17 protein-coding genes and 2 tRNA genes are annotated in these 19,362 nt (G+C 71.9%); 4 read left to right on the top strand and 15 right to left on the bottom strand.

Annotated elements, in window-relative coordinates:
• The first annotated feature begins 145 nt into the window (after window positions 1-145).
• The gene (locus EAE32_RS11805) at window positions 146-322 is read left to right on the top strand and encodes a hypothetical protein (RefSeq protein ID WP_165860461.1); all 177 of its coding nucleotides are present in this window, start codon (window positions 146-148) and stop codon (window positions 320-322) included.
• Between the two features lie 197 nt (window positions 323-519).
• On the opposite strand, the gene cobA is transcribed toward EAE32_RS11805, so the two are convergent.
• The 7 genes from cobA to EAE32_RS06755 form a co-directional block, all read right to left on the bottom strand.
• A complete protein-coding gene (gene cobA / locus EAE32_RS06785; protein WP_121864560.1) occupies window positions 520-1,722 on the bottom strand; it encodes a uroporphyrinogen-III C-methyltransferase in 1,203 nt (400 codons plus the stop codon).
• A gap of 114 nt (window positions 1,723-1,836) precedes the next feature.
• Window positions 1,837-2,874: a siderophore-interacting protein gene (locus EAE32_RS06780; RefSeq protein ID WP_121844950.1), complete on the bottom strand. Its 1,038-nt coding sequence runs from the start codon at window positions 2,872-2,874 to the stop codon at window positions 1,837-1,839.
• Window positions 2,871-3,794: an ABC transporter ATP-binding protein gene (locus EAE32_RS06775; RefSeq protein WP_424321737.1), complete on the bottom strand. Its 924-nt coding sequence runs from the start codon at window positions 3,792-3,794 to the stop codon at window positions 2,871-2,873. The genes EAE32_RS06780 and EAE32_RS06775 overlap by 4 nt, the downstream gene beginning before the upstream one ends.
• Before the next feature lie 113 nt (window positions 3,795-3,907).
• Window positions 3,908-4,978 carry a FecCD family ABC transporter permease gene (locus EAE32_RS06770; RefSeq protein ID WP_121844952.1) on the bottom strand — a complete coding sequence of 357 codons (1,071 nt, stop codon included), beginning with the start codon at window positions 4,976-4,978 and terminating at the stop codon, window positions 3,908-3,910.
• On the bottom strand, window positions 4,975-6,087 hold the full coding sequence (locus tag EAE32_RS06765; RefSeq protein WP_121864559.1) for a FecCD family ABC transporter permease: 1,113 nt from the start codon (window positions 6,085-6,087) through the stop codon (window positions 4,975-4,977). Before EAE32_RS06765 ends, EAE32_RS06770 begins: the two co-directional genes overlap by 4 nt.
• Before the next feature lie 5 nt (window positions 6,088-6,092).
• The gene (locus tag EAE32_RS06760; RefSeq protein WP_121864558.1) at window positions 6,093-7,157 is read right to left on the bottom strand and encodes an ABC transporter substrate-binding protein; all 1,065 of its coding nucleotides are present in this window, start codon (window positions 7,155-7,157) and stop codon (window positions 6,093-6,095) included.
• A gap of 121 nt (window positions 7,158-7,278) precedes the next feature.
• Window positions 7,279-8,079, bottom strand: coding sequence for an SDR family oxidoreductase (locus tag EAE32_RS06755; RefSeq protein ID WP_121864557.1), 801 nt, complete (start codon window positions 8,077-8,079; stop codon window positions 7,279-7,281).
• A 177-nt stretch (window positions 8,080-8,256) separates the two neighbouring features.
• On the opposite strand from EAE32_RS06755, the gene valS reads away from it, so the two are divergent.
• Entirely contained in the window at window positions 8,257-10,908 is a 2,652-nt protein-coding gene (gene valS / locus EAE32_RS06750; protein WP_121864556.1) for a valine--tRNA ligase, read from the top strand.
• Between the two features lie 171 nt (window positions 10,909-11,079).
• A complete protein-coding gene (locus EAE32_RS06745) occupies window positions 11,080-12,060 on the top strand; it encodes an alpha/beta fold hydrolase (protein WP_165860460.1) in 981 nt (326 codons plus the stop codon).
• Window positions 12,061-12,183: 123 nt separating this feature from the next.
• On the opposite strand, the gene EAE32_RS06740 is transcribed toward EAE32_RS06745, so the two are convergent.
• The 6 genes from EAE32_RS06740 to EAE32_RS06715 all read right to left on the bottom strand — a co-directional run bounded on the left by EAE32_RS06740 (window position 12,184) and on the right by EAE32_RS06715 (window position 17,368).
• Window positions 12,184-12,786: a mycothiol-dependent nitroreductase Rv2466c family protein gene (locus tag EAE32_RS06740; protein ID WP_121844958.1), complete on the bottom strand. Its 603-nt coding sequence runs from the start codon at window positions 12,784-12,786 to the stop codon at window positions 12,184-12,186.
• Window positions 12,787-12,816: 30 nt separating this feature from the next.
• Window positions 12,817-14,112 carry an ATP-dependent Clp protease ATP-binding subunit ClpX gene (clpX, locus tag EAE32_RS06735; RefSeq protein ID WP_121844959.1) on the bottom strand — a complete coding sequence of 432 codons (1,296 nt, stop codon included), beginning with the start codon at window positions 14,110-14,112 and terminating at the stop codon, window positions 12,817-12,819.
• Between the two features lie 145 nt (window positions 14,113-14,257).
• A complete protein-coding gene (locus EAE32_RS06730; RefSeq protein ID WP_121844960.1) occupies window positions 14,258-14,920 on the bottom strand; it encodes an ATP-dependent Clp protease proteolytic subunit in 663 nt (220 codons plus the stop codon).
• A 50-nt stretch (window positions 14,921-14,970) separates the two neighbouring features.
• The gene (locus tag EAE32_RS06725) at window positions 14,971-15,624 is read right to left on the bottom strand and encodes an ATP-dependent Clp protease proteolytic subunit (protein WP_121864554.1); all 654 of its coding nucleotides are present in this window, start codon (window positions 15,622-15,624) and stop codon (window positions 14,971-14,973) included.
• 233 nt (window positions 15,625-15,857) lie between these two features.
• Window positions 15,858-17,192 carry a trigger factor gene (gene tig, locus EAE32_RS06720; protein ID WP_121844962.1) on the bottom strand — a complete coding sequence of 445 codons (1,335 nt, stop codon included), beginning with the start codon at window positions 17,190-17,192 and terminating at the stop codon, window positions 15,858-15,860.
• A gap of 103 nt (window positions 17,193-17,295) precedes the next feature.
• Window positions 17,296-17,368, bottom strand: a tRNA-Pro gene (locus EAE32_RS06715).
• A 197-nt stretch (window positions 17,369-17,565) separates the two neighbouring features.
• Between EAE32_RS06715 and EAE32_RS06710 the strand changes: the two genes are divergently transcribed.
• A tRNA-Gly gene (locus EAE32_RS06710) sits at window positions 17,566-17,636 on the top strand.
• 147 nt (window positions 17,637-17,783) lie between these two features.
• Here EAE32_RS06710 and EAE32_RS06705 read toward each other — a convergent pair.
• Window positions 17,784-18,704 (bottom strand): Fpg/Nei family DNA glycosylase, encoded by a 921-nt coding sequence (locus EAE32_RS06705; RefSeq protein ID WP_121864553.1) that lies wholly within the window; start codon window positions 18,702-18,704, stop codon window positions 17,784-17,786.
• A gap of 16 nt (window positions 18,705-18,720) precedes the next feature.
• Window positions 18,721-19,233 (bottom strand): ribose-5-phosphate isomerase, encoded by a 513-nt coding sequence (locus EAE32_RS06700; protein WP_121844964.1) that lies wholly within the window; start codon window positions 19,231-19,233, stop codon window positions 18,721-18,723.
• Window positions 19,234-19,362 lie beyond the last annotated feature (129 nt).

Raw genomic sequence — 19,362 nt, 5'->3', positions numbered from 1 at the left:
ACCCCCCGCCCCCACCCCGGAGACCGGCAACCCGGCGATGGAGAGCATCACGTTGCCGGTTCCCACATCGACCGAGGCGTTCACCGACTCGGTGATGCTCACCGGCAACCGAGTCGCACCCGGACGGGCACCGAGCTTACCGGTCGTGGACTGGGCACCCGACGACGCCGCCGGAACCGCGGTGGGAACCATCACCGCCGCGGCCGGCCCGGCACTGGCCAACGCCAACGTGGCTGCCACCGACAGCGCGGTGACCGCCCGTGCCGGGCGGCTGGCCCAGACACGAGCAAAAGATGATCGTGGGGACGATCCTGGACTTTGAAAGGCGCAGGGGGTAGCGCCGTAAAACTGCTCGGACATGGGGGGGCTCCCGTCATTGGAAGTAGCAGTGAGCTGAGAGTAGCCCCAGAAAACCCTCCACAGAGCCAAAAGTATGAACTGAGTCACGAAAAATCTTTCGTGTCGCACCGCCACGGAACGGCAACCGCCGCACCATGCGCCGTCGAGCCCTCCCGCCGTTCACTCCCTCCCCAGCGCCGCCACCCGCCCCACGAGGATCACGGCCGGGGCCTTCACACCGCGCTCGGCGGCGATCGCCGCAATGGTGGCCAGCTCCCCCACCGTGGTGCGCTGGGTGGGGGTCCACCCGCGTTCGACCACCGCCACGGGGGTGTCCTCGGGGTAGCCCGCGGCCAGCAGCGTGGCGCTGTTCCGGGCGAGTCCGCGCACTCCCATCATGAGGATCAGCGTGTGCCCCTCTCGGTACGGGATGTGGCGCAGCTCCTCGTGGGCGGTGATGACCGTGAAGCCGTGGGCCATGTCCCGGTGCGTCACGGGGATCCCGGCGGCAGCGGGCACGGAGATCGCGGAGGTGACTCCCGGGACCACCTCCGTGGCGATGCCGTGGGCGTGGCAGAACTCCACTTCTTCCCCACCGCGGCCGAACACGTACGGGTCTCCGCCCTTGAGCCGCACGACACGCAGCCCGGCACGGGCCTGCGCCACGAGGGTCTCGTTGATGCGGTCCTGGGTGACCCGGTGGTACCCGGCGCGCTTGCCCACGTCGATGATCTCGGCGTGCTCCGCCAGCCCCGGCAGCAGGTCCGTGGGTCCGAGCCGGTCCGCGACCACCACGTCCGCCCCCGCCAGGAGGTGGCGCCCCCGCACGGTGAGCAGACCGGGATCGCCCGGCCCGCCGCCCACGAGGGCCACCGTGCCGGGAGCCTGCGCACCTTCAGTGCCGGGGGCACCGGGGCGCTGCGGGGCCACGGGGATCTCCCCCGTCTCCAGCCGCGCGGCCAGCCACGCGGTGACGGCCTTCGCGCGCCGGGGATCCGCACCCGCGTTGACCGCCACAGTGACCCCGTGGGCGCGCGCCACGCCCGGGACCCACGCGCTGGACGCCGCGGCGTCGCCGCCCGTGACGCAGAAGACCCGCTGCTCCTCCGCCGTGCGGTGCACTAGCCCCTGCACCTCGGCAGAGTCGGTGTGGGCGAGCACGAGCCACGCTCCGGTGACGTCCTCCGGGAGGAACCCGCGCCGGTGCCACACGAGGGCCCCGGACTCCGCCAGCTCGGCCAGGCCCGGCTCCACCCGCGGGGCCACCAGCTCCACGGCCGCGCCCTCCGCGAGCAGCGGGGGCACGCGCCGGGCCGCCACGGGCCCGCCGCCCACCACGAGCACTCTCCGGCCGGACAGGTTCAGTCCGAGGGGGTAGGTCATGGGCGGGGCTCTCCTGGCGCGGCGGTGGGAACGGGAACACGCCATGCTACGCACGGTCCCCGCTCACACTGCCCGGGCTGTCACACGGGCGTCACACGGGCCCGCGGCGGTGCCTCACTCGGTGGCGGTGCCCTGCTTCCAGTAGCCCATGAAGGAGATGTCCGTCTTGGGCACCCCGCCGCTCACGCACATCCGGCGCATGGACTTCACGGCGGAGGACTCCGCGGCCAGGAACCAGTAGGTCCCCCGCCCCTCGGAGCGCGCCGTGTTCCACACGAACTCGCTCTCGTCCTGCCACCAGGACAGCTCGGTGTGCCCCGCGGCCCAGTGCCTGCGGGCGTGCTCCGAGAGCCGCTCCCACAGCCACAGCTCCAGCTCCAGGTTGCGGTCGCGCGCCCCGCGCGGCAGCCACGTCCAGCGCAGCTCGGTGCCGCCCTCCAGGACCACGTCCAGCTCGGTGCCGTCCGCGGACGACGCCGCACGGGCCAGCGCGCGCGGACCGGCGGCCGCCACGGCGTCGCCCTCAGCGGGGACCTCCACGGCCACCGTGACGGTGCGCGGGGGAACGTAGGGGGTGTCCGCGGGGTGGTTGACCCGCACCCCCTGCTCGATGCCGTCCACGATCGCGGAGATCGCGGGAAGCGCGGTCTCGTCCCCGGCGACCACCACGTCCTGGCCGGCCGCACGGCGCTCGTCCCACGCGGCCCACCACGATCCGTCCCCAGCGGGCACGAGCAGCTGGGCGGTGTCCCCCTCCCGCACGGTGTCTCCCCACGCGGCTCCCGGGCCCATCCCGTGCTCGGGGTCCTCGTGGAGCACCACGTCGATGGCCAGCTCGGGGACGGTGGTCCCCGCGAGGTCCACTGTGGCGGCGTCGCGCACGGTGTACGTGCGCATCCAGCCGGAGCTCTCGGGCGGGGCGGCCATGAACTCGCGGCGCCACCGGGCCATGTCGGAGACGTCCACGGCCACGGAGCCGCCGCGGGTGGGCGGGATCAGCACCTTGATGTAGGAGTCCGCGCGCGGACCGGGGCCCTGGGCGCCCCACGGCAGCTCCCGCAGGGCCTCTCCCGCCACACGCACCCGCACCAGGTGCTCGCTGAGCATCTCGCGCGCTGTCACCGTGGCGTTCACGCACGCCAGCTGGGTCATGAGGACACCTCGTGGTCGTCGGCTCGGATGGGGGACGGTGCTTCCGGGGTCCGCCCCGGGGGTGCGTCGGCGCACGGGGCGGAGGGCACCGGCACGGGTCCGGGCTGCGACGCCACCGGGGATCCGTCCGATGCGCCGGGGCGCGCAGCGCCCGTGGAGAGGGGGATGACCACGCGCGCGTCGGTCACGCGGTCGTGCAGCACGCGGGCGCGCATGTCGAACACGTGGCCCACCGTGGCGTCGGTCATCACCTCGGCGGCGGTGCCCTGGGCCACCACCACCCCGTCCTTGAGGGCCACGAGCACGTCCGCGCAGCGCGCGGCCAGGGACAGCTCGTGCAGCACCATCACCAGGGTGATCCCCCGCGCACGCTGCAGCTGCCCCAGGATGTCCAGGATCTCCACCTGCCGGGCGATGTCCAGGTAGGTGGTGGGCTCGTCCAGCAGCAGCACGTCCGTCTGCTGGGCCAGGGCGAGCGCGATCCACACGCGCTGGCGCTGCCCGCCGGAGAGGTCGGTGACCTGCCGGTCCACCAGCTCGCGCAGGCCGGTGAGCTCGAGCGCCTCGGCCACGGCGGCGTCGTCCTGGGCGCGCCAGCGGCCGAACGCCCCGCGGTGGGGGTGGCGGCCCCGGGAGACGAGCTCCCGCACGCTCACGCCCTCCGGTGCCACCGGGTCCTGCGGCAGGAAGCCCACGGTGCGGGCGAAGCGCGTGCGGTGCCAGCCGCGCACGTCCTCTCCCCCCACCAGGACCTCACCGGAGGCTGGAGTGAGCTGCCGCGCGCAGGTCTTGAGCAGCGTGGACTTCCCGCAGCCGTTCGCGCCCACGAGCGCGGTGACCCGCCCCGCCGGGAACGTGACGCTCACGTCCCGCAGCACGGGGGCCCCGCCGTAGCCCACCTCCAGGTGCCGCACGGACATCTCGGGCGACGACGCCGCCCACCCGGCCCGCGCGGGACCGTCCGGTGCGTGCGGGGTCGCGGTGGTGCGTGGGGAGTTCTCGGTCACGGTGTCCCGGTCCTTGTCGTCGGTGGTCATGCCTCCGCCTTTCCGCGTCCGATGAGCAGCCACAGCAGCACGGGCGCTCCCGCCGCGGCGGTGACCACGCCCACGGGCAGGGCGAGGTCCGGAATGGCCTCGGCCGCCACGTAGTCCGAGACCACCATGAGCACCGCGCCCACGAGGGCGGCGTGGTGGGCGTGGCCCGCTCCCCCGCCCAGCCCCCGGGCAATGGGCGCGGCCATGAACGAGACGAACGCCACGGGGCCCACGGTGGAGGCCGCCACGGCCACGAGCACCACGGCGAGCGCGAGGGCGGTGATCCGCACGCCCTGCACCCTCACGCCCAGACCGGCCGCGAGCGCGTCCCCGGTGCCGAGGGCGTCCACGGACGGGGCGAGCCACGCGCACACGGGCAGCAGCACGAGCAGGCACACCGCCACGCGGGCGATGTCCTCCCAGGAGGCGGCGTTCAGGGAGCCGGTGAGCCACTGCATGGCGTCCTGCGCGGCGTAGATGTCCGCGCGCGTGAGCACGGCGTTGATGGCACCACCGGTGAGCGCGCCGCCGGCCACTCCGGTGAGCACGAGCTTGCCGATGTTGGCGTGCGTGCCGCCCGCCGCGAGCACCACCGCGGCCATGAGGCCGATCCCGCCCACGAGGGAGCTCAGCGTCACGGCCGGCCCGGAGAGGCCGAAGACGGTGATGGCCACCACGGCGCCGAGCCCCGCCCCGGAGGAGACGCCCATGATGTCCGGTGACGCCAGGGGGTTGCGCAGCACGCGCTGGAACAGGTGGCCCGCGAGGCCGAACGCCATGCCGGTGAGGATCCCCAGCACGGTGCGCGGCAGGGTGATCTGCCACACGATGTAGTCGGCGGGTCCGGTGTAGTCGTGGGCCAGGACCGCGAGCAGGTCCGGCACAGCCACCACGTACTTGCCCAGTGCCACCCGGGCGAAGGCGGCCACGAGCAGCACAGCGAGCAGTCCGAGCGTGAGGCGGCGCGTGCGGCGTCGTGACCGGGTGCGGCCCGCCTGCACGGCGGCGAGCGTCCCGGTGGACGGTGCCGCCGGAGTGAGAGGGGCCGGGACAGTGGGGGCGCTCATGCGCTCACCGTCTTCCCGCGCAGCACAGCCACGAGTGCGGGCGCGCCGATGACGACGAGGGCGATCCCCACCTGGATCTCGCGGTCCGGCACGAGCACCCGGGCAACGACGTCCGAGACCAGCACGATGAACGGGCCCGCAAACAGACATGCCGGGAGCACCCTGCGGTAGGAGACGCCCACGAGCACGCGCACCGCGTGTGGCACCAGCAGGCCGCAGAACACGAGCGGGCCCACGAGTGCGGTGGAGGTCCCGGCGAGCAGCACCACGGCCACCCCGGCGAGCGAGCGCGTCAGGGCGGGGTGGGTGCCGAGGCCGCGGCCCAGCGCGTCGCCGAGCACGAGGGTGTCCAGGGAGCGGGCCAGCGAGCATCCCAGCACGAGGCCGACGAGAATCACGGGGGTTGCCGCGACGAGGAAGGTGCCGTCCGGGCGGGTCAGCTCCCCCACCTGCCAGCGGCGGAACGTGTCGAAGGTGGCCTGGTGGCTCAGCAGGATCGCGCTCGTGAGCGCCGTGAGCCCGGCGGAGACGGCCGCACCCGTGAGCGCGAGGGTCACGGGCCGGGCCCCGCCGCGCGCCGCGGCGGCCAGGGCGTAGATCGCGACCATGGCCACGGCGGAGCCGAGGGCCGCGAGCCACAGCTGGTGCGTGACCCCTGAGAGCCCGAATGCGGCCCCACCGAGCACCACCGCGAACGCGGCACCCGCGGTCAGCCCCAGGATCCCGGGGTCCCCCAGCGGATTGCGCGTGGCCCCCTGCAGCAGGGCCCCCGCAACCGCGAGCGCGGTCCCGGTGAGCAGCCCGGCGGCGGTGCGCCACACGCGGGACTCCACCACGGCGCCGTCGAGCGCGGGAACGCCCGGAACGGAGCCCGGGTCACCCCCGAACACGCTCGGCACCACCCGCCACGTGCTCCCGAGGTCGATCGGGCGGGAGCCGCACGAGACCGAGAGGAGCACCGAGAGCACGAGCAGCACGCCGAGCACGAGCCACGGCACGGCCCGACGCCCCGGGCGCCCCGCACGGGCGAAGTGGTCCGCACGGGCGAAGTGGTCCGTGCGGACGGGGCTCGGGGCGTCGGCGGGCGCGGGGGTGCTGCTCGGGGCCACGGAGGCTAGGCCCCCAGCGCGTTCTTGATCGCCGGGACGTGGGTGTCCAGGGCGTGCGGCAGGGACAGCGGGGAGGACGAGTAGCCCGAGAGCACGTCCTGCTTGCTCGTGAGGAACAGCCCGTGGCCGGCCGCGATCGCGGGAATGGTCTTGAGCACGGAGTCCGTGCGGAACGTCTCGGCCTGGGCGTCGTCCTCCGCTGCGGCCACGAACAGGTCGCTGCGCAGCTCGTCCGCGCGCTCCTTGGGCCACTCGCGCCAGAACTCCTTCTCCGAGATGTTCTCCTTCACCACCGGGGCCAGGCTCAGACCCAGCTCGGTGAGGAAGCGGGGGCGCCCGTCCGAAGGGCCGTAGAAGCCCAGGGACTGGGTGACGTCCCCGTAGATGAAGGTCTTGCCCTTGGCGCCGCCCAGGTCCTCGGAGCGCTCGCGGATGAGCTTCTCGGTCTGGGACACGAGGTCCTCTCCGGCCTGCGCGCGCCCCAGGGCCTGCGCGGTGAGCCGCTGCATGTCCTGCCACGAGTTCACCCACGGGCCCGTGGGGTAGGCCACCACGGGGGCGATCTTGGTGAGCCGCCCGTACTCCTCCTTGGTCACCCCGGAGTTCACCGCGATGATCAGGTCCGGGCTGAGCTGGGCGAGGTCCGTGAAGTTGATCCCGTCGGACTCGTCCATGGTCTGGGGGCTCTGCCCGCCCAGCTCGGAGACCTTGGCGTCGAACCAGTCGGTGGAGCCCTTGTCGTTGCCGCCCCACGCGACCTTGGTCATGCCCACGGGGACCACACCGAGCGCGGCCACGAAGTCCTGGGTGTTGCTGGCACCCACGCAGACCACGCGCTCGGGGGCCTTCTCCACGGTGGTGGAGCCCAGGGCGTGCTTCACCGTCACCGGGAAGGTGTCGGTGGGGGTCGAGGAGGCCGTGGCACCCGTAGTGCCGCCGGAGCCGCCGCCGTCCCGGGAACCGGTGGAGCAGGCCGTGAGCCCCACGAGGGAGGCGAGGGCAAGGCCTGAGCCGAGCAGGGTGCGGCGGTCGAGCTGACGCGGGCGGGGCTGGGACGAGTCGCGGGACATGGGCTCTCCTCGAGCAATGAATTTGATAAGGCTTGCCTAACCTAATTCACCCGAACGGCCGGTCGCAAGCGGGCTTCCGGTCCCCGTGCCCGCTCTCCGCCGGGGCGCACGGCGCCCCCGCTCAGGGCGTGGTGCGAATCACCTTGTGCGCGGCAGCCTGGGCCACGGGCTTGAGGGTGAGGGTGTCGATGTCCACGTGGTGCGGCAGCTCCACCGCGAACGCGCACACCTCGGCCACGTCCTCGCCCGTGAGCGGCTTCTCGACCCCCGCGTAGACCTGCTCGGCCCGCTCCTCGTCCCCGTCCAGCCGGTTGAGCGAGAACTCCGGGGTGCGCACGAGACCGGGCGCGATCTCGACCACCCGCACGTTGTGCTCGGCCTCCTCCAGCCGCAGCGCCTCGGTCATCGCGCGCTCGGCGTGCTTGGCGGCGTTGTACCCGGCGCCGCCCTCGTACGCGCGCCACGCGGCCAGGGACGTGAGGTTCAGCACGGTGCCCTCCCCGTTCGCGCGCAGGGCCGGGAGGAACGCACGGGTCACCCGCAGGGTGCCCAGCACGTTCACCTCGTACATCCACTGCCAGCCGGCCACGTCCGCGTCCAGCACGGAGTCCGTGCCGCGCGCCCCGCCGGAGATGTTGAGCACCGCGTCCACGGTCCCCTGCTCCCCGAGCACCCGGTCCCGCAGCGCGTCCACCTGCCCCTGCTCGGTCACGTCCGTGGGCACGGGCACCGCGCCCGTCTGCTCGGCGAGCGCCGCGAGCCGCTCGGCCCGGCGGGCCACCGCGTACACGGTCCACCCGCTCGCGCGCAGCCGCCGCACCGTGGCCTCCCCGATTCCCGTGGAGGCCCCGGAGACCACGGCCACTTTCCCCGCGCCCAGGGCGTGCGGCGCGGGATACCTCGATGCTGTGTTCTGAGTCATGGCCCCGAGTCTACGGAGCACGACGCCGCCCGGGCCGGGTTCCGCGGACCCGGCCCCCCGCCGCCTCCACGCCCCCAGCCACCCCGCGCGGATCGCTCCCGGAGGCGCGCAGGCGAGCGGGCGGCGTCGTCGTACGGCGGTTGGAGCGGGTGGAAACGCTCGTGAGAGACTGGCGGCATGGCACATGAGACGACGGGTACAGACACGCCCGAGACCCCTGACCACGCAGCGACCACTGCCGCGGTGACCGTTCCCGAGAAGCCCGCACTGGAGGGCCTGGAGGAGAAGTACGCCACCCTGTGGCGCGAGAACGGGACCTACGCGTTCCGCGAGGACACGGACCGGGAGTCCGTGTACTCGATCGACACTCCCCCGCCCACGGCGTCCGGCTCCCTGCACGTGGGACACATGTTCTCCTACACGCAGACGGACGTGATCGCGCGCTACCAGCGCATGAGCGGCAAGAACGTGTTCTACCCGCTGGGCTGGGACGACAACGGCCTGCCCACCGAGCGCCGCGTGCAGAACTACTACGGCGTGCGCTGCGAGCCGGGCAGGCCGTACGTCGAGGGCTACCGGCCGCCGGAGAAGCCCGCCAAGAACCAGCGGGACTGGGACGTGGTCTCCCGCCAGAACTTCATCGAGCTGTGCGAAGAGCTCGCCGTGGAGGACGAGAAGGTGTTCGAGCACCTGTTCTCCACCCTGGGCCTGTCCGTGGACTGGAACCGCACCTACCGCACCATCGACGCCCACTCCCGCAAGGTCTCGCAGCTCGCGTTCCTGAAGGACTACGAGGCCGGCAACGCCTACATGGCCGAGGCCCCCACCATGTGGGACGTGACCTTCCGCACCGCCGTGGCCCAGGCAGAGCTGGAGGACCGCGAGCGAGAGGGCGCCTACCACCGCGTCTCGTTCCACCGCCCGGACGGCGAGAAGGTCTTCATCGAGACCACCCGCCCCGAGCTGCTGCCCGCGTGCGTGGCCCTGGTGGCCCACCCGGACGACGAGCGCTACCAGCACCTGTTCGGCACCACGGTGCGCTCCCCGCTGTTCGACGTGGAGGTGGAGGTCAAGGCGCACCCGCTGGCCAAGCCGGACAAGGGCTCGGGCATCGCCATGATCTGCACGTTCGGCGACCTCACGGACGTCACCTGGTGGCGTGAGCTGGACCTGCCCACCCGCGCCCTGATCGGGCGCGACGGCCGCTTACAGGCCGAGCAGCCCGAGTGGATCGCGGACGGCGCCCCCGCTGAGCGCTACGCGGAGGTGGCCGGCAAGACGGTGTTCTCCGCGCAGAAGGCCGTGGTGGACATGCTGCGCGAGTCCGGGGACCTGGACGGCGAGCCGAAGAAGATCATGCACCCCGTGAACTTCTACGAGAAGGGCGACAAGCCCCTCGAGGTGGTCACCTCCCGCCAGTGGTACATCCGCAACGGCGGCCGGGACGCCGAGCGCCGTGACGTGCTGATCCAGCGCGGCCGGGAGATGTCCTGGCACCCCTCGTTCATGCGCTCGCGCTACGAGAACTGGATCGAGGGTCTCAACGGGGACTGGCTGATCTCGCGCCAGCGCTTCTTCGGCGTGCCCTTCCCGGTCTGGTACCCGCTGGACGCCTCCGGCGAGCCGGACTACGAGCACCCCGTGCTGCCCTCCCCCGAGCAGCTGCCGGTGGACCCCGCCGCGGACACCGCTCCGGGCTACACCGAGGAGCAGCGGGACCAGCCGGGCGGGTTCATGGCGGACCCGGACGTGCTGGACACGTGGGCCACCTCCTCCCTGACCCCGCAGATCGCCACGGGCTGGGGCGTGGACGAGGACCTGCACGCCAAGACCTTCCCCATGGACCTGCGCCCGCAGGGCCACGACATCATCCGCACGTGGCTGTTCTCCACCGTGGTGCGCGCCGAGACGCTCGCTGGTTCCGTGCCGTGGGCCAACACGGCGCTGTCCGGGTGGATCCTGGACCCGGACCGCAAGAAGATGTCCAAGTCCAAGGGCAACGTGGTGGTCCCCACGGACGTGCTGGAGAAGTACGGCGCGGACGCCGTGCGCTACTGGGCCGCCTCAGCCCGCCTGGGCGCGGACACCGCGTACGACGAGGGGCAGATGAAGATCGGGCGCCGCCTGGCCATCAAGCTGCTCAACGCCTCCAAGTTCGTGCTGGCCCAGGGCGTCACCGAGGCCTCGGTGCTGGGCTCCGGCACGGACGGCTCCGTGGTGGTCAACGGCCTGGACCGCTCCCTGCTGGCCCAGCTGGCCACCGTGGTGGAGCGCGCCACCGCGGCGTTCCGGGAGTACGAGTACGCCCGCGCGCTGCAGCTGATCGAGTCCTTCTTCTGGACGTTCACGGACGACTACGTGGAGCTCGTGAAGGACCGCGCGTACGGCTCCCGCGGCGAGGCCGCCCAGGCGTCCGTGCACGCCGCGCTGGCCACCACGCTGGACACCGTGCTGCGGCTGTTCGCGCCGTTCCTGCCCTTCGCCACCGAGGAGGTGTGGTCCTGGTGGCGCACCGGCTCGGTGCACCACGCCACCTGGCCCGTCACGGACGGCTGGGCGGCACTCGCCGAACAGGGCGACCCGGAGGTCCTCACCGTCGTGGGCGAGGCGCTGTCCGGGCTGCGCAAGTCCAAGTCCGAGGCCAAGGTCAAGCAGCGCACCGCCGTCACCTCCGCCACGGTCTGCGCCCCCGCAGCCCAGCTCGAGCAGCTGCGCGCGGGCCTCGAGGACCTCCTGGCGGCGGGCAACGCCGCGGACCTCACGCTCTCGGCCGCCGAGGGCGAGCTCGCGGTGAGCGACGTGGTCCTGGAGCAGACCGAGCAGGGCTGATCCACCGTGGCGGCCGGGCGCGGCTCCGCGACCACGACGACGCGGGGCACCGCCGCGTCCCGGTCAGGCGGATCCCCCTCCACCGCAGCGGCGAGGGGGAACCGCGGCCGGGGATCGCGCCGGCCCGGCCGCTGGACACGACTCCTGCGCCGGGCTGTGGTCGGGGTGCTCGTGGCCCTGCTGGTGCTGACCGCGGCGAGTGTGGTGGGCAACACCCTGACCACCCCGCCCGAAACCCTCGACCCCGACGCGGGTGCGTACACCCAGGTGGACGGGGCCGCCGTGCACTACGAGCACTGGGCCGCCCCGGCCGGAAGCACCTCCGCGGCCGCCGCGCCCGTGGTCCTGCTGCCGGGGTTCGCGGAGTCCACGGTCGCGTTCCGCGCCACGGCGCCCCTGATCGCCGCGCAGGGCCGCGAGGTGTACGCCCTGGACCTGCCCGGTGTCGGCTACACCCGCGGCGGGGACACCGAGAACCTGCGCTCCCAGGCGGACCTCGTGGCGGACACCATCCGTTCCCTGGGCCTGCGGCGCCCCGTGGTCGTCGGTCACTCGCTGGGAGCAGCGGTGGCGGGCGGCACCGCCCTGTGGCACCCGGAGCTGGTGGGCGGCGTGGTCTTCGCGGACGGCGACGCCCAGGACCTCCACCTGGGTGACGGCACCTGGCGCGCACGGATCGCCCGGCTGCCCCACACCACGAGCGTCTACCGGATCGTCACCCGGTGGACCTGGCTGGACCGTTCGGCGCTGGCGCGCTCCTGCGGCTCGGCCTGCACCGCCTTCGACGGCGAGGCCGGGGCCGACCTGGCCCGCGCCTGGCTGCGCCCGATGACCCAGGGCTCGATGGAGCACGCGTTGCTGGGCTCGGCAGGACGCAGCGGCATCCTGCACCTGGAACCGGAGCAGACCCGCGCGATCGCCGTTCCCCGCGCCATCATCTGGGGCGCGGAGGACGAGCGCTCCGGCGGTTCCCTGCAGGACACCCGGGACAGGCTCGGGCACCCGGCCGAGCGGATCATCCCGGGCGCCGCCCACAACGTCATGAACGCGCAGCCGCAGGCCTTCGCCGACGCCGTGGTGGCCCTCACCGACACCTTCACCCGTGATCCCGGCAGCGGCTGCGGCGGCGCGGACTGCCCCGCCGGGAGATGACGGCAGGGCGGCGGCTCCACCCACGACGAAACCCCGCCCGGGCGCTTTCGAGGGAGCACCGGGGCGGGGTTTCCGCTGCCCTGGGGCGGGGCGCCGTGAGACGTACCGGCCACACCGGGAGGGTCAGCTGAAGTCCGGGCCCTTCTCGCGGCCGCGCTTGAGCTCGTAGAACCCGGGGTAGGACGCCAGTGCGAGCGCACCGTCCCAGACCTGGCCGGCCTCCTCGCCCTTGGGCGCGGGAGTGAACACGGGACCGAAGAAGCCCACGCCGTTCACGGCAATGCACGGGGTGCCGATGTCCCGGCCCGCGACGGCCCGTGCCTCGTCCGTGGAGGCGCGCAGGGCGGCGTCGTACTCCGTGGAGTCCTTGGCCGCCGCGAGGTCCGCGGGCAGGCCGACCTCCGCGAGGGACTCGGTGATGATCTGCTCCAGGTCCTCCACGCCGCCGGGGTGGCGGCGCGTGCCCATCGCGTCGTAGAGCTTCTTGCGGTACTCGTCCCCGTGCTGCTGCGCGGCGGCCTCCACCACGCGCACGAGCCACATGGACTCCTCGTGGCCGTGGTGGTGGTTGTCCGGGTTGTCCTCGTTGAGGATGCCCAGGGAGATGATCTTCCAGTCCACCTCCACGTCACGGACGCGCACGACCTCCTCCATCCAGCGGGAAGTCATCCATGCCCACGGGCACAGGGGGTCGAACCAGAAGTCGACGTGCTGCTTCTCTGCCATGAGAGGTCCTTTCGTGCGTTCGCTACGGCCTCACGCGGACTTGTGACGACGCCGCTCGGCCTCGATCATCTCGTGCGTGAAGATTTCGGGGTCAGCGAGCTTCGTCACGGCGTCCTCGGTGACGAGCACCGCGGCGATGTCGTCCCGGCCCGGCAGGTCGAACATCACGGGCATGAGGATGTCCTCGAGGATCGCGCGCAGACCGCGGGCACCCGTGCCGCGCTCTAGCGCGAGCTCGGCAATGGCCTCCAGGGCCTGGGGGTCGAACGTGAGCTCCACGCCGTCCAGCTGGAAGAGCTTGCGGTACTGCTTGACCAGGGCGTTGCGGGGCTCGGTGAGGATCCGCACCATGTCCGCCACGGACAGCTTGGACAGCGTGGTCACCACGGGCAGGCGGCCGATGAACTCGGGGATGAGGCCGAACTTGAGCAGATCCTCGGGCTGGACCTGCCCGGCGATGTCCACCTCGCTGGTGTCCTTGATGGGCGCTCCGAAGCCGATGCCCTTCTTGCCCGTGCGCTGCTGCACGATCTCCTCGAGACCCGCGAACGCTCCCGCCACGATGAACAGCACGTTGGTGGTGTCCAGGTGCAGGAACTCCTGCTGCGGGTGCTTGCGGCCGCCCTGCGGCGGCACGGACGCCACCGTGCCCTCCAGGATCTTCAGGAGCGCCTGCTGGACCCCTTCGCCCGATACGTCGCGCGTGATCGAGGGGTTCTCCGACTTACGCGAAATCTTGTCGATCTCGTCGATGTAAATAATCCCCTGCTCCGCCTTCTTGAGATCGAAATCAGCGGCCTGGATGAGTTTGAGAAGAATGTTCTCCACGTCTTCACCGACGTACCCCGCTTCCGTCAGGGACGTGGCGTCCGCCACCGCGAACGGCACGTCCAGCTTCTTGGCGAGCGACTGCGCGAGGTAGGTCTTGCCGGAGCCGGTGGGGCCCACCAGCAGGATGTTGGACTTGGCGACCTCGATGGCCTCCTCGTCCCCCTCGGCACCGGCCAGGGACAGCGTGTGCCCGGAGACGCCCGCGCGGATGCGCTTGTAGTGGTTGTAGACCGCCACCGCCAGCGCCCGCTTGGCGGGCTCCTGGCCGATCACGTACTCCTGGAGGTGGTCGTAGATCTGCTGCGGGCGGGGAAGCTCCGTCTGGTCCGTCTCCGCGACCTCGGTGAGCTCCTCCTCGATGATCTCGTTGCACAGCTCGATGCACTCGTCGCAGATGTAGACCCGGGGGCCCGCGATCAGCTTGCGCACCTGCTTCTGGCTCTTGCCACAGAAGGAGCATTTGAGCAGGTCAACGCTCTCTCCGATGCGCGCCATGTGTCAGCCTCACAGTTCGTCGTGGCGGGTGCTGGGACCACTCTAGGCGAGCGGCTCGCGGCACGCCGAATCCTCGTGGGCACGCGCGCGGCCACGGCCCACCGGGGTGGTGGGGCGTGGCCGCGCGCGTAGTGCTCGTGTCCGCTCAGGCCTGGGTGACCGTGGCGGGCTTGTTGATCTTGCGGGAGTCCAGGACCTGGTCGATGATGCCGTAGTCCTTGGCCTCGGCCGCGGTGAGGATCTTGTCGCGCTCGATGTCGCGGTTGATCTGCTCGGCGGGCTTGTCCGTGTGCAGCGCCATGGTCTCCTCGAGCCACGTGCGCATGCGCATGATCTCGTTGGCCTGGATCTCGATGTCCGAGGCCTGGCCGCCGCCCTGGCCCTCCATGGCGGGCTGGTGGATCAGCACGCGCGCGTTGGGCAGCGCCAGGCGCTTGCCCGGGGTGCCGCCCGCGAGCAGCACGGACGCGGCCGACGCCGCCTGGCCCAGGCACACGGTCTGGATCTCCGGGCGGATGTACTGCATGGTGTCGTAGATGGCCGTCATGGCCGTGAAGGAACCGCCCGGGGAGTTGATGTACATGGTGATGTCCCGGTCCGGGTCCTGGGACTCGAGCACGAGCAGCTGGGCCATGATGTCGTCCGCGGAGGTGTCGTCCACCTGGACGCCCAGGAAGATGATGCGGTCCTCGAACAGCTTGGTGTACGGGTTCTGCCGCCGGTAGCCGTACGGGGTGCGTTCCTCGAAGTCGGGAATCACGTAGCGGCTGGAGGGCAGCTGCGGTGCAGTGGCGTGGGGCAAGTTCATTGATCCGTCCTGAGAAGTCTGTGAGTGGTGCCTGCAGGTGCGGGCCGTGGCTAGTGCGAGTCCTTCATCGTCCCGCCGCCGCCGGTCACGCCACTGGCGGACTGTGCGATGTGGTCGAAGAAGCCGTACTCCAGGGCGCGCTGGGCGTCGAACCAGTTGTCGCGGTCGTTGTCGCGCAGGATGGTCTCGAGCGTCTGGCCGGTCTGCTCGGCGGTGAGCTCCGCGAGGCGCTGCTTCATGGAGAGGATCAGCTCCGCCTGCACGCGGATGTCCGAGGCCGTGCCGCCCATGCCGCCCGAGGGCTGGTGCATGAGGATCCGGGCGTTCGGGGTGGCGTAGCGCTTGCCCGGGGTTCCGGAGGAGAGCAGGAACTGCCCCATGGAGGCCGCCAGGCCGGTGGCCACGGTCACCACGTCGTTCGGGATCAGCTGCATGGTGTCGTAGATGGCCATGCCCGCGGTCACGGAACCGCCCGGGGAGTTGATGTAGAGGAAGATGTCCGCCTCGGGGTCCTCGGCGGAGAGCAGCAGCATCTGGGAGCAGATGAGGTTGGCGTTGGTGTCCTTCACCTCGGAGCCCAGCCAGATGATGCGCTCCTTGAGGAGGCGGTTGTAGACGTAGTCGTCCTGCCCGCCCGGTGCCATGTCCTCCATGCGCGGAGTGGCCGGCGCGGCACCGTACGGCTGAATGGGAGTGGAGGTCATGAATGCCCTCTTTCTTCTGGAAGGGTCGCAGCGGCTCGCGGCGCGAGCCCGGACCCACGTACATTTCCTGACTCAGAAGCGTAGTGCTCGCCCCGTCCGCGCACCCCCGTCAGCCCGTGCTGTTCGCTGGTGGCGCATGGTGGGCCGGGGACGACGAAACGCCGCGGCCGCACCCCGGGAAGGGGCGGCCGCGGCGTCGTCTCACGCGCGCTCCGCCGGGGCGGAGGGGTGGGTCACTCGCTCTCGGGAGCCTCGGTGCCCTCGGCGTCGTCGGCCGCGCCCACGAAGGAGGACAGGTCCACGGTCTTGCCGTTGGAGTCCGTGACCTTGGCGGTCTCCAGGACCTTGGCCAGGGCCTTGCGGCGGCGCACCTCGCCCACCATCATCCCGGCCTGGCCCGAGCCGTCGAGCATCTGCGCGAACTGGTTCGGGTCCATGCCGTACTGCTGGGACATGGAGATGATGTAGTCGATCAGCTCGGACTGCTCCACGCCGACCTCTTCGGCCTCGGCCACGGCGTCCAGGATGATCTCGTTGCGGAACGCGGTCTCGGCGTTCTTGCGGACCTCGGCGCGGTGCTCCTCGGTGTCGTGGCCCGGCTCCGCGGAGGCCTGGGCCTGCTCGGAGTCGAAGTGCTGGGAGATCTGGTCCTCGATGACCTTCTCCGGCACGGGAACCTCGATGAGCTCCACGAGCTTGTCGAGCACCTTGTCGCGGGCCTCGATGCCCTGCTCCACCACGGCGGACTCGGCGGCCTGCTTCTTCAGGTCCTCCTTGAGCTCGGCAATGGTGTCGAACTCGGAGGCCAGCTGGGCGAACTCGTCGTCGGCCTCGGGCAGCTCGCGCTCCTTGACCGCGGTGACCTTGACCTTCACGGTCGCCTCGGCGCCGGAGTGCTCGCCACCGGCCAGCGTGGTCTCGAAGGTGGCGTCCTCGCCGGCGGAGAGACCGGTCACGGCCTCGTCGATACCCTCGAGCATGGTGCCGGAGCCCACCTCGTAGGAGAGGTCGTTGGCGGCGTCGACCTCGTCGCCGTCCACCAGCGCCTGCAGGTCCAGGGTCACGTGGTCACCCTCGGCAGCGGGACGGTCCACGGCCTTGAGCGTGCCGAAGCGAGCGCGCAGCTCGTCCAGGGCCTTCTGCTCGTCCTCGGCGCTGGCCTCGCGGGCCTCCACCTGGACCTCGAGACCCTTGTAGTCCGGCAGCTCGATCTCGGGGCGGATGGCCACGGAGATCTCCACCTTGGTGTCCGCCTCGCGATTGTTCTCCTCCGGCTTGGAGAGCACCTCCACCTGGGGCTGGGACAGCGGGGTCAGCTCGTTCTCCGAGAGCGCCTGCTGGTAGAAGGCGTTGAGGCCCTCGTTCAGGGCGTTCTCCACCACGAAATCGAAGCCCACGCGCTGGTCGATGAGCTTGGAGGGGACCTTGCCCTTGCGGAAGCCCGGGATCTGGATCTGGTTGGCCAGCTCCTGGTACGTGCTCTGCACGAAGGGCTTCAGATCCGCGTACGCGATGTCAACGGTGATCTTCGCCTCGGTGGGGTTGAGTTTCTCGACGGCGCTCTTCACTTCCGCTGTACTCCTGGGGTCGATGGGTGCTTACGGCAACGGACCGGGGTCGGTCCGGTGGGTCCTCGAACGGCGCGGCGCGGGGCGGCGCACCGTTCAGACGTCGGGGTGACAGGACTCGAACCTGCGATCTCCTGCTCCCAAAGCAGGCGCGCTAGCCACTGCGCTACACCCCGCACTCGCGTGCCCGGGGCACGCGGCGAGGTTCCGCACGTGGGCGGAACCGGGCCGTCGGAGCACCCGCGGGCGCGCCGACATCACGACAGTCTATCGTGTTGCGGCCCCGGGCTCGGAAACCGTGCGGTCCGGGGCCCACGAGGGCACCGGGCGAGTGGCACGGCCCTGGTGCCTCGTGTACGCTTTCCACGTCCCCGGGGGCGTAGCTCAATGGTAGAGCCCCAGTCTTCCAAACTGGCTACGCGGGTTCGATTCCCGTCGCCCCCTCGCAGAACACCGAGAACCCCGTCGCAGCAGTGCGGCGGGGTTCTTGCGTTTCCCCGGCTGTCCAGCCGGAAGGGGTGGGAGCGAGCCTGCTCCTGGGACCGCGCCGGCCCCGGGGCACGACGCCGCCCGGTCACCGCCCACCGTGCCTCACCCCTGGCACGCGGGGCACCAGTACAGGCCGCGCCCGTTGAGGTCCTTCTTGAGGATCGTGGCACCGCACCGCAGGCACGGCTGCCCGTGGCGGTGGTAGACGTAGTTGGCGTGCTCGGGCCAGGCCTCCGTGTCCGGGACACCCGGGCGGTCCTCGGGGTCCGTGGTGACGATCCGCCCCAGTCGCACGCCGGCCGCCATGAGCGCCACGTTCTCCTCCCACAGCCCCAGCAGGTCCTCCCGCGTGAGCGAGGTACCCGGGGTCATGGGGTCCACCCCGCGGCGGAACAGGGACTCGGCGCGGAAGATGTTGCCGATCCCCGCGACCACGTGCTGCTCCATGAGCAGCACGCCGACGGGCCGCCGGGACCTTCCCGCGGTGCGGAGGAACGGCTCGGGGTCCGCGTCCGGGTCCAGGGGGTCCGGGCCGAGCTTCGCCTCCGCGGCCCGCGCCTCCTCCGGAGTCTCCGCGGTGCACAGTGCGGGACCGCGCAGGTCCGCCCAGCCGTGCTCGCCCGCGAGGCGGACCCGCACGGCACCCACGGGGGCGTCGGGAACGACCCGACCGGCGTCGTCGTACTCCACCGCCGTGGCCGCGGAGCCGGTCTCCCGCTCCCCCACCCGGCGCGGGGCACCGATCGACGACGCCGCGGCGAAGCTCTCGTCCCCTGCGAAGCTCCAGGCCCCGTAGATGCCCAGGTGCGAGCGCAGCACCAGGACGTCCTGCGGGTCACCGGGTGCCGCGAGGTCCAGGTAGAGGTGCTTGCCGTGCGCCCGGGAGCGCACGAGCACCCGGCCGTCCAGGGCTGCGGCACCGGCGGCGAAGCGCCCCTGCGGGCTGCTCACGCGCAGCCGCTGACCCTCGAAGAGGTCGCCGATCTGACGCGCGAGTCTGTGGACGGAGTGACCCTCGGGCACGGGCGCGGACCTCCGCTCAGCTCGCGGTGAACGGGCGGGGCGTGACGGCGGAGAGCTTGCCCGCGATGTCACCGGTGCGCTCGAACTCGGCGAGCTGCCCGATGCGGCGCACGTGGCGCTCGTCCCCGGAGAACGGCTCCGCGAGGAAGGCGAGGGCGAGCTCGAGCGCCTCCTCGAACTCGTGCTGGCGCCCGCCGAGGGCCATCACCTGGGCGTCGTTGTGCTCGCGGGCGAGCTTGGCGGTGTCCGTGTTCCACACCAGTGCCGCCCGGATGCCGGCCACCTTGTTCGCGGCCATCTGCTCCCCGTTGCCGGAGCCTCCCAGCACGATGCCGAGGGAGTCCAGGCCGTTCTCGCGGTCCTCGCGCACGCCCTGGGCGGCACTGATGCAGAAGGCGGGGTAGTCATCCGCGGCGTCGTACTCCACGGGACCGTGGTCGATCATCTCGTAGCCGTGCTCGGTGAGCCGGGCCATGAGGTGGTGGGACAGGTCGAGGCCCGCGTGGTCGGTGGCGATGTGCACGCGCATGGGTTCTTCAGCAACTCCTCGGTGGGGTGCGCGGCGCCGGGGACCCGGGACGCGCGGACGGCATGTGTCCCCACTGTAGCGCCGGGCCCGGCGCCGGCGGGGCGGGTCCCACGGGCCCGCGGGACGGGT

Source organism: Kocuria tytonicola (assembly GCF_003687175.1).
GTDB lineage: Bacteria > Actinomycetota > Actinomycetes > Actinomycetales > Micrococcaceae > Kocuria > Kocuria tytonicola.
This window is presented reverse-complemented; position numbering and strand designations above follow the sequence as displayed.

Coding starts and splice junctions, on each gene's coding strand:
- cobA (WP_121864560.1), bottom strand. CDS start 1,722: ATGACCTACCCCCTCGGACTGAACCTGTCCGGCCGGAGAGTGCTCGTG.
- EAE32_RS06780 (WP_121844950.1), bottom strand. CDS start 2,874: ATGACCCAGCTGGCGTGCGTGAACGCCACGGTGACAGCGCGCGAGATG.
- EAE32_RS06775 (WP_424321737.1), bottom strand. CDS start 3,794: ATGTCCGTGCGGCACCTGGAGGTGGGCTACGGCGGGGCCCCCGTGCTG.
- EAE32_RS06770 (WP_121844952.1), bottom strand. CDS start 4,978: ATGAGCGCCCCCACTGTCCCGGCCCCTCTCACTCCGGCGGCACCGTCC.
- EAE32_RS06760 (WP_121864558.1), bottom strand. CDS start 7,157: ATGTCCCGCGACTCGTCCCAGCCCCGCCCGCGTCAGCTCGACCGCCGC.
- EAE32_RS06755 (WP_121864557.1), bottom strand. CDS start 8,079: ATGACTCAGAACACAGCATCGAGGTATCCCGCGCCGCACGCCCTGGGC.
- valS (WP_121864556.1), top strand. CDS start 8,257: ATGGCACATGAGACGACGGGTACAGACACGCCCGAGACCCCTGACCAC.
- EAE32_RS06740 (WP_121844958.1), bottom strand. CDS start 12,786: ATGGCAGAGAAGCAGCACGTCGACTTCTGGTTCGACCCCCTGTGCCCG.
- clpX (WP_121844959.1), bottom strand. CDS start 14,112: ATGGCGCGCATCGGAGAGAGCGTTGACCTGCTCAAATGCTCCTTCTGT.
- EAE32_RS06730 (WP_121844960.1), bottom strand. CDS start 14,920: ATGAACTTGCCCCACGCCACTGCACCGCAGCTGCCCTCCAGCCGCTAC.
- EAE32_RS06725 (WP_121864554.1), bottom strand. CDS start 15,624: ATGACCTCCACTCCCATTCAGCCGTACGGTGCCGCGCCGGCCACTCCG.
- EAE32_RS06700 (WP_121844964.1), bottom strand. CDS start 19,233: ATGCGCGTGCACATCGCCACCGACCACGCGGGCCTCGACCTGTCCCAC.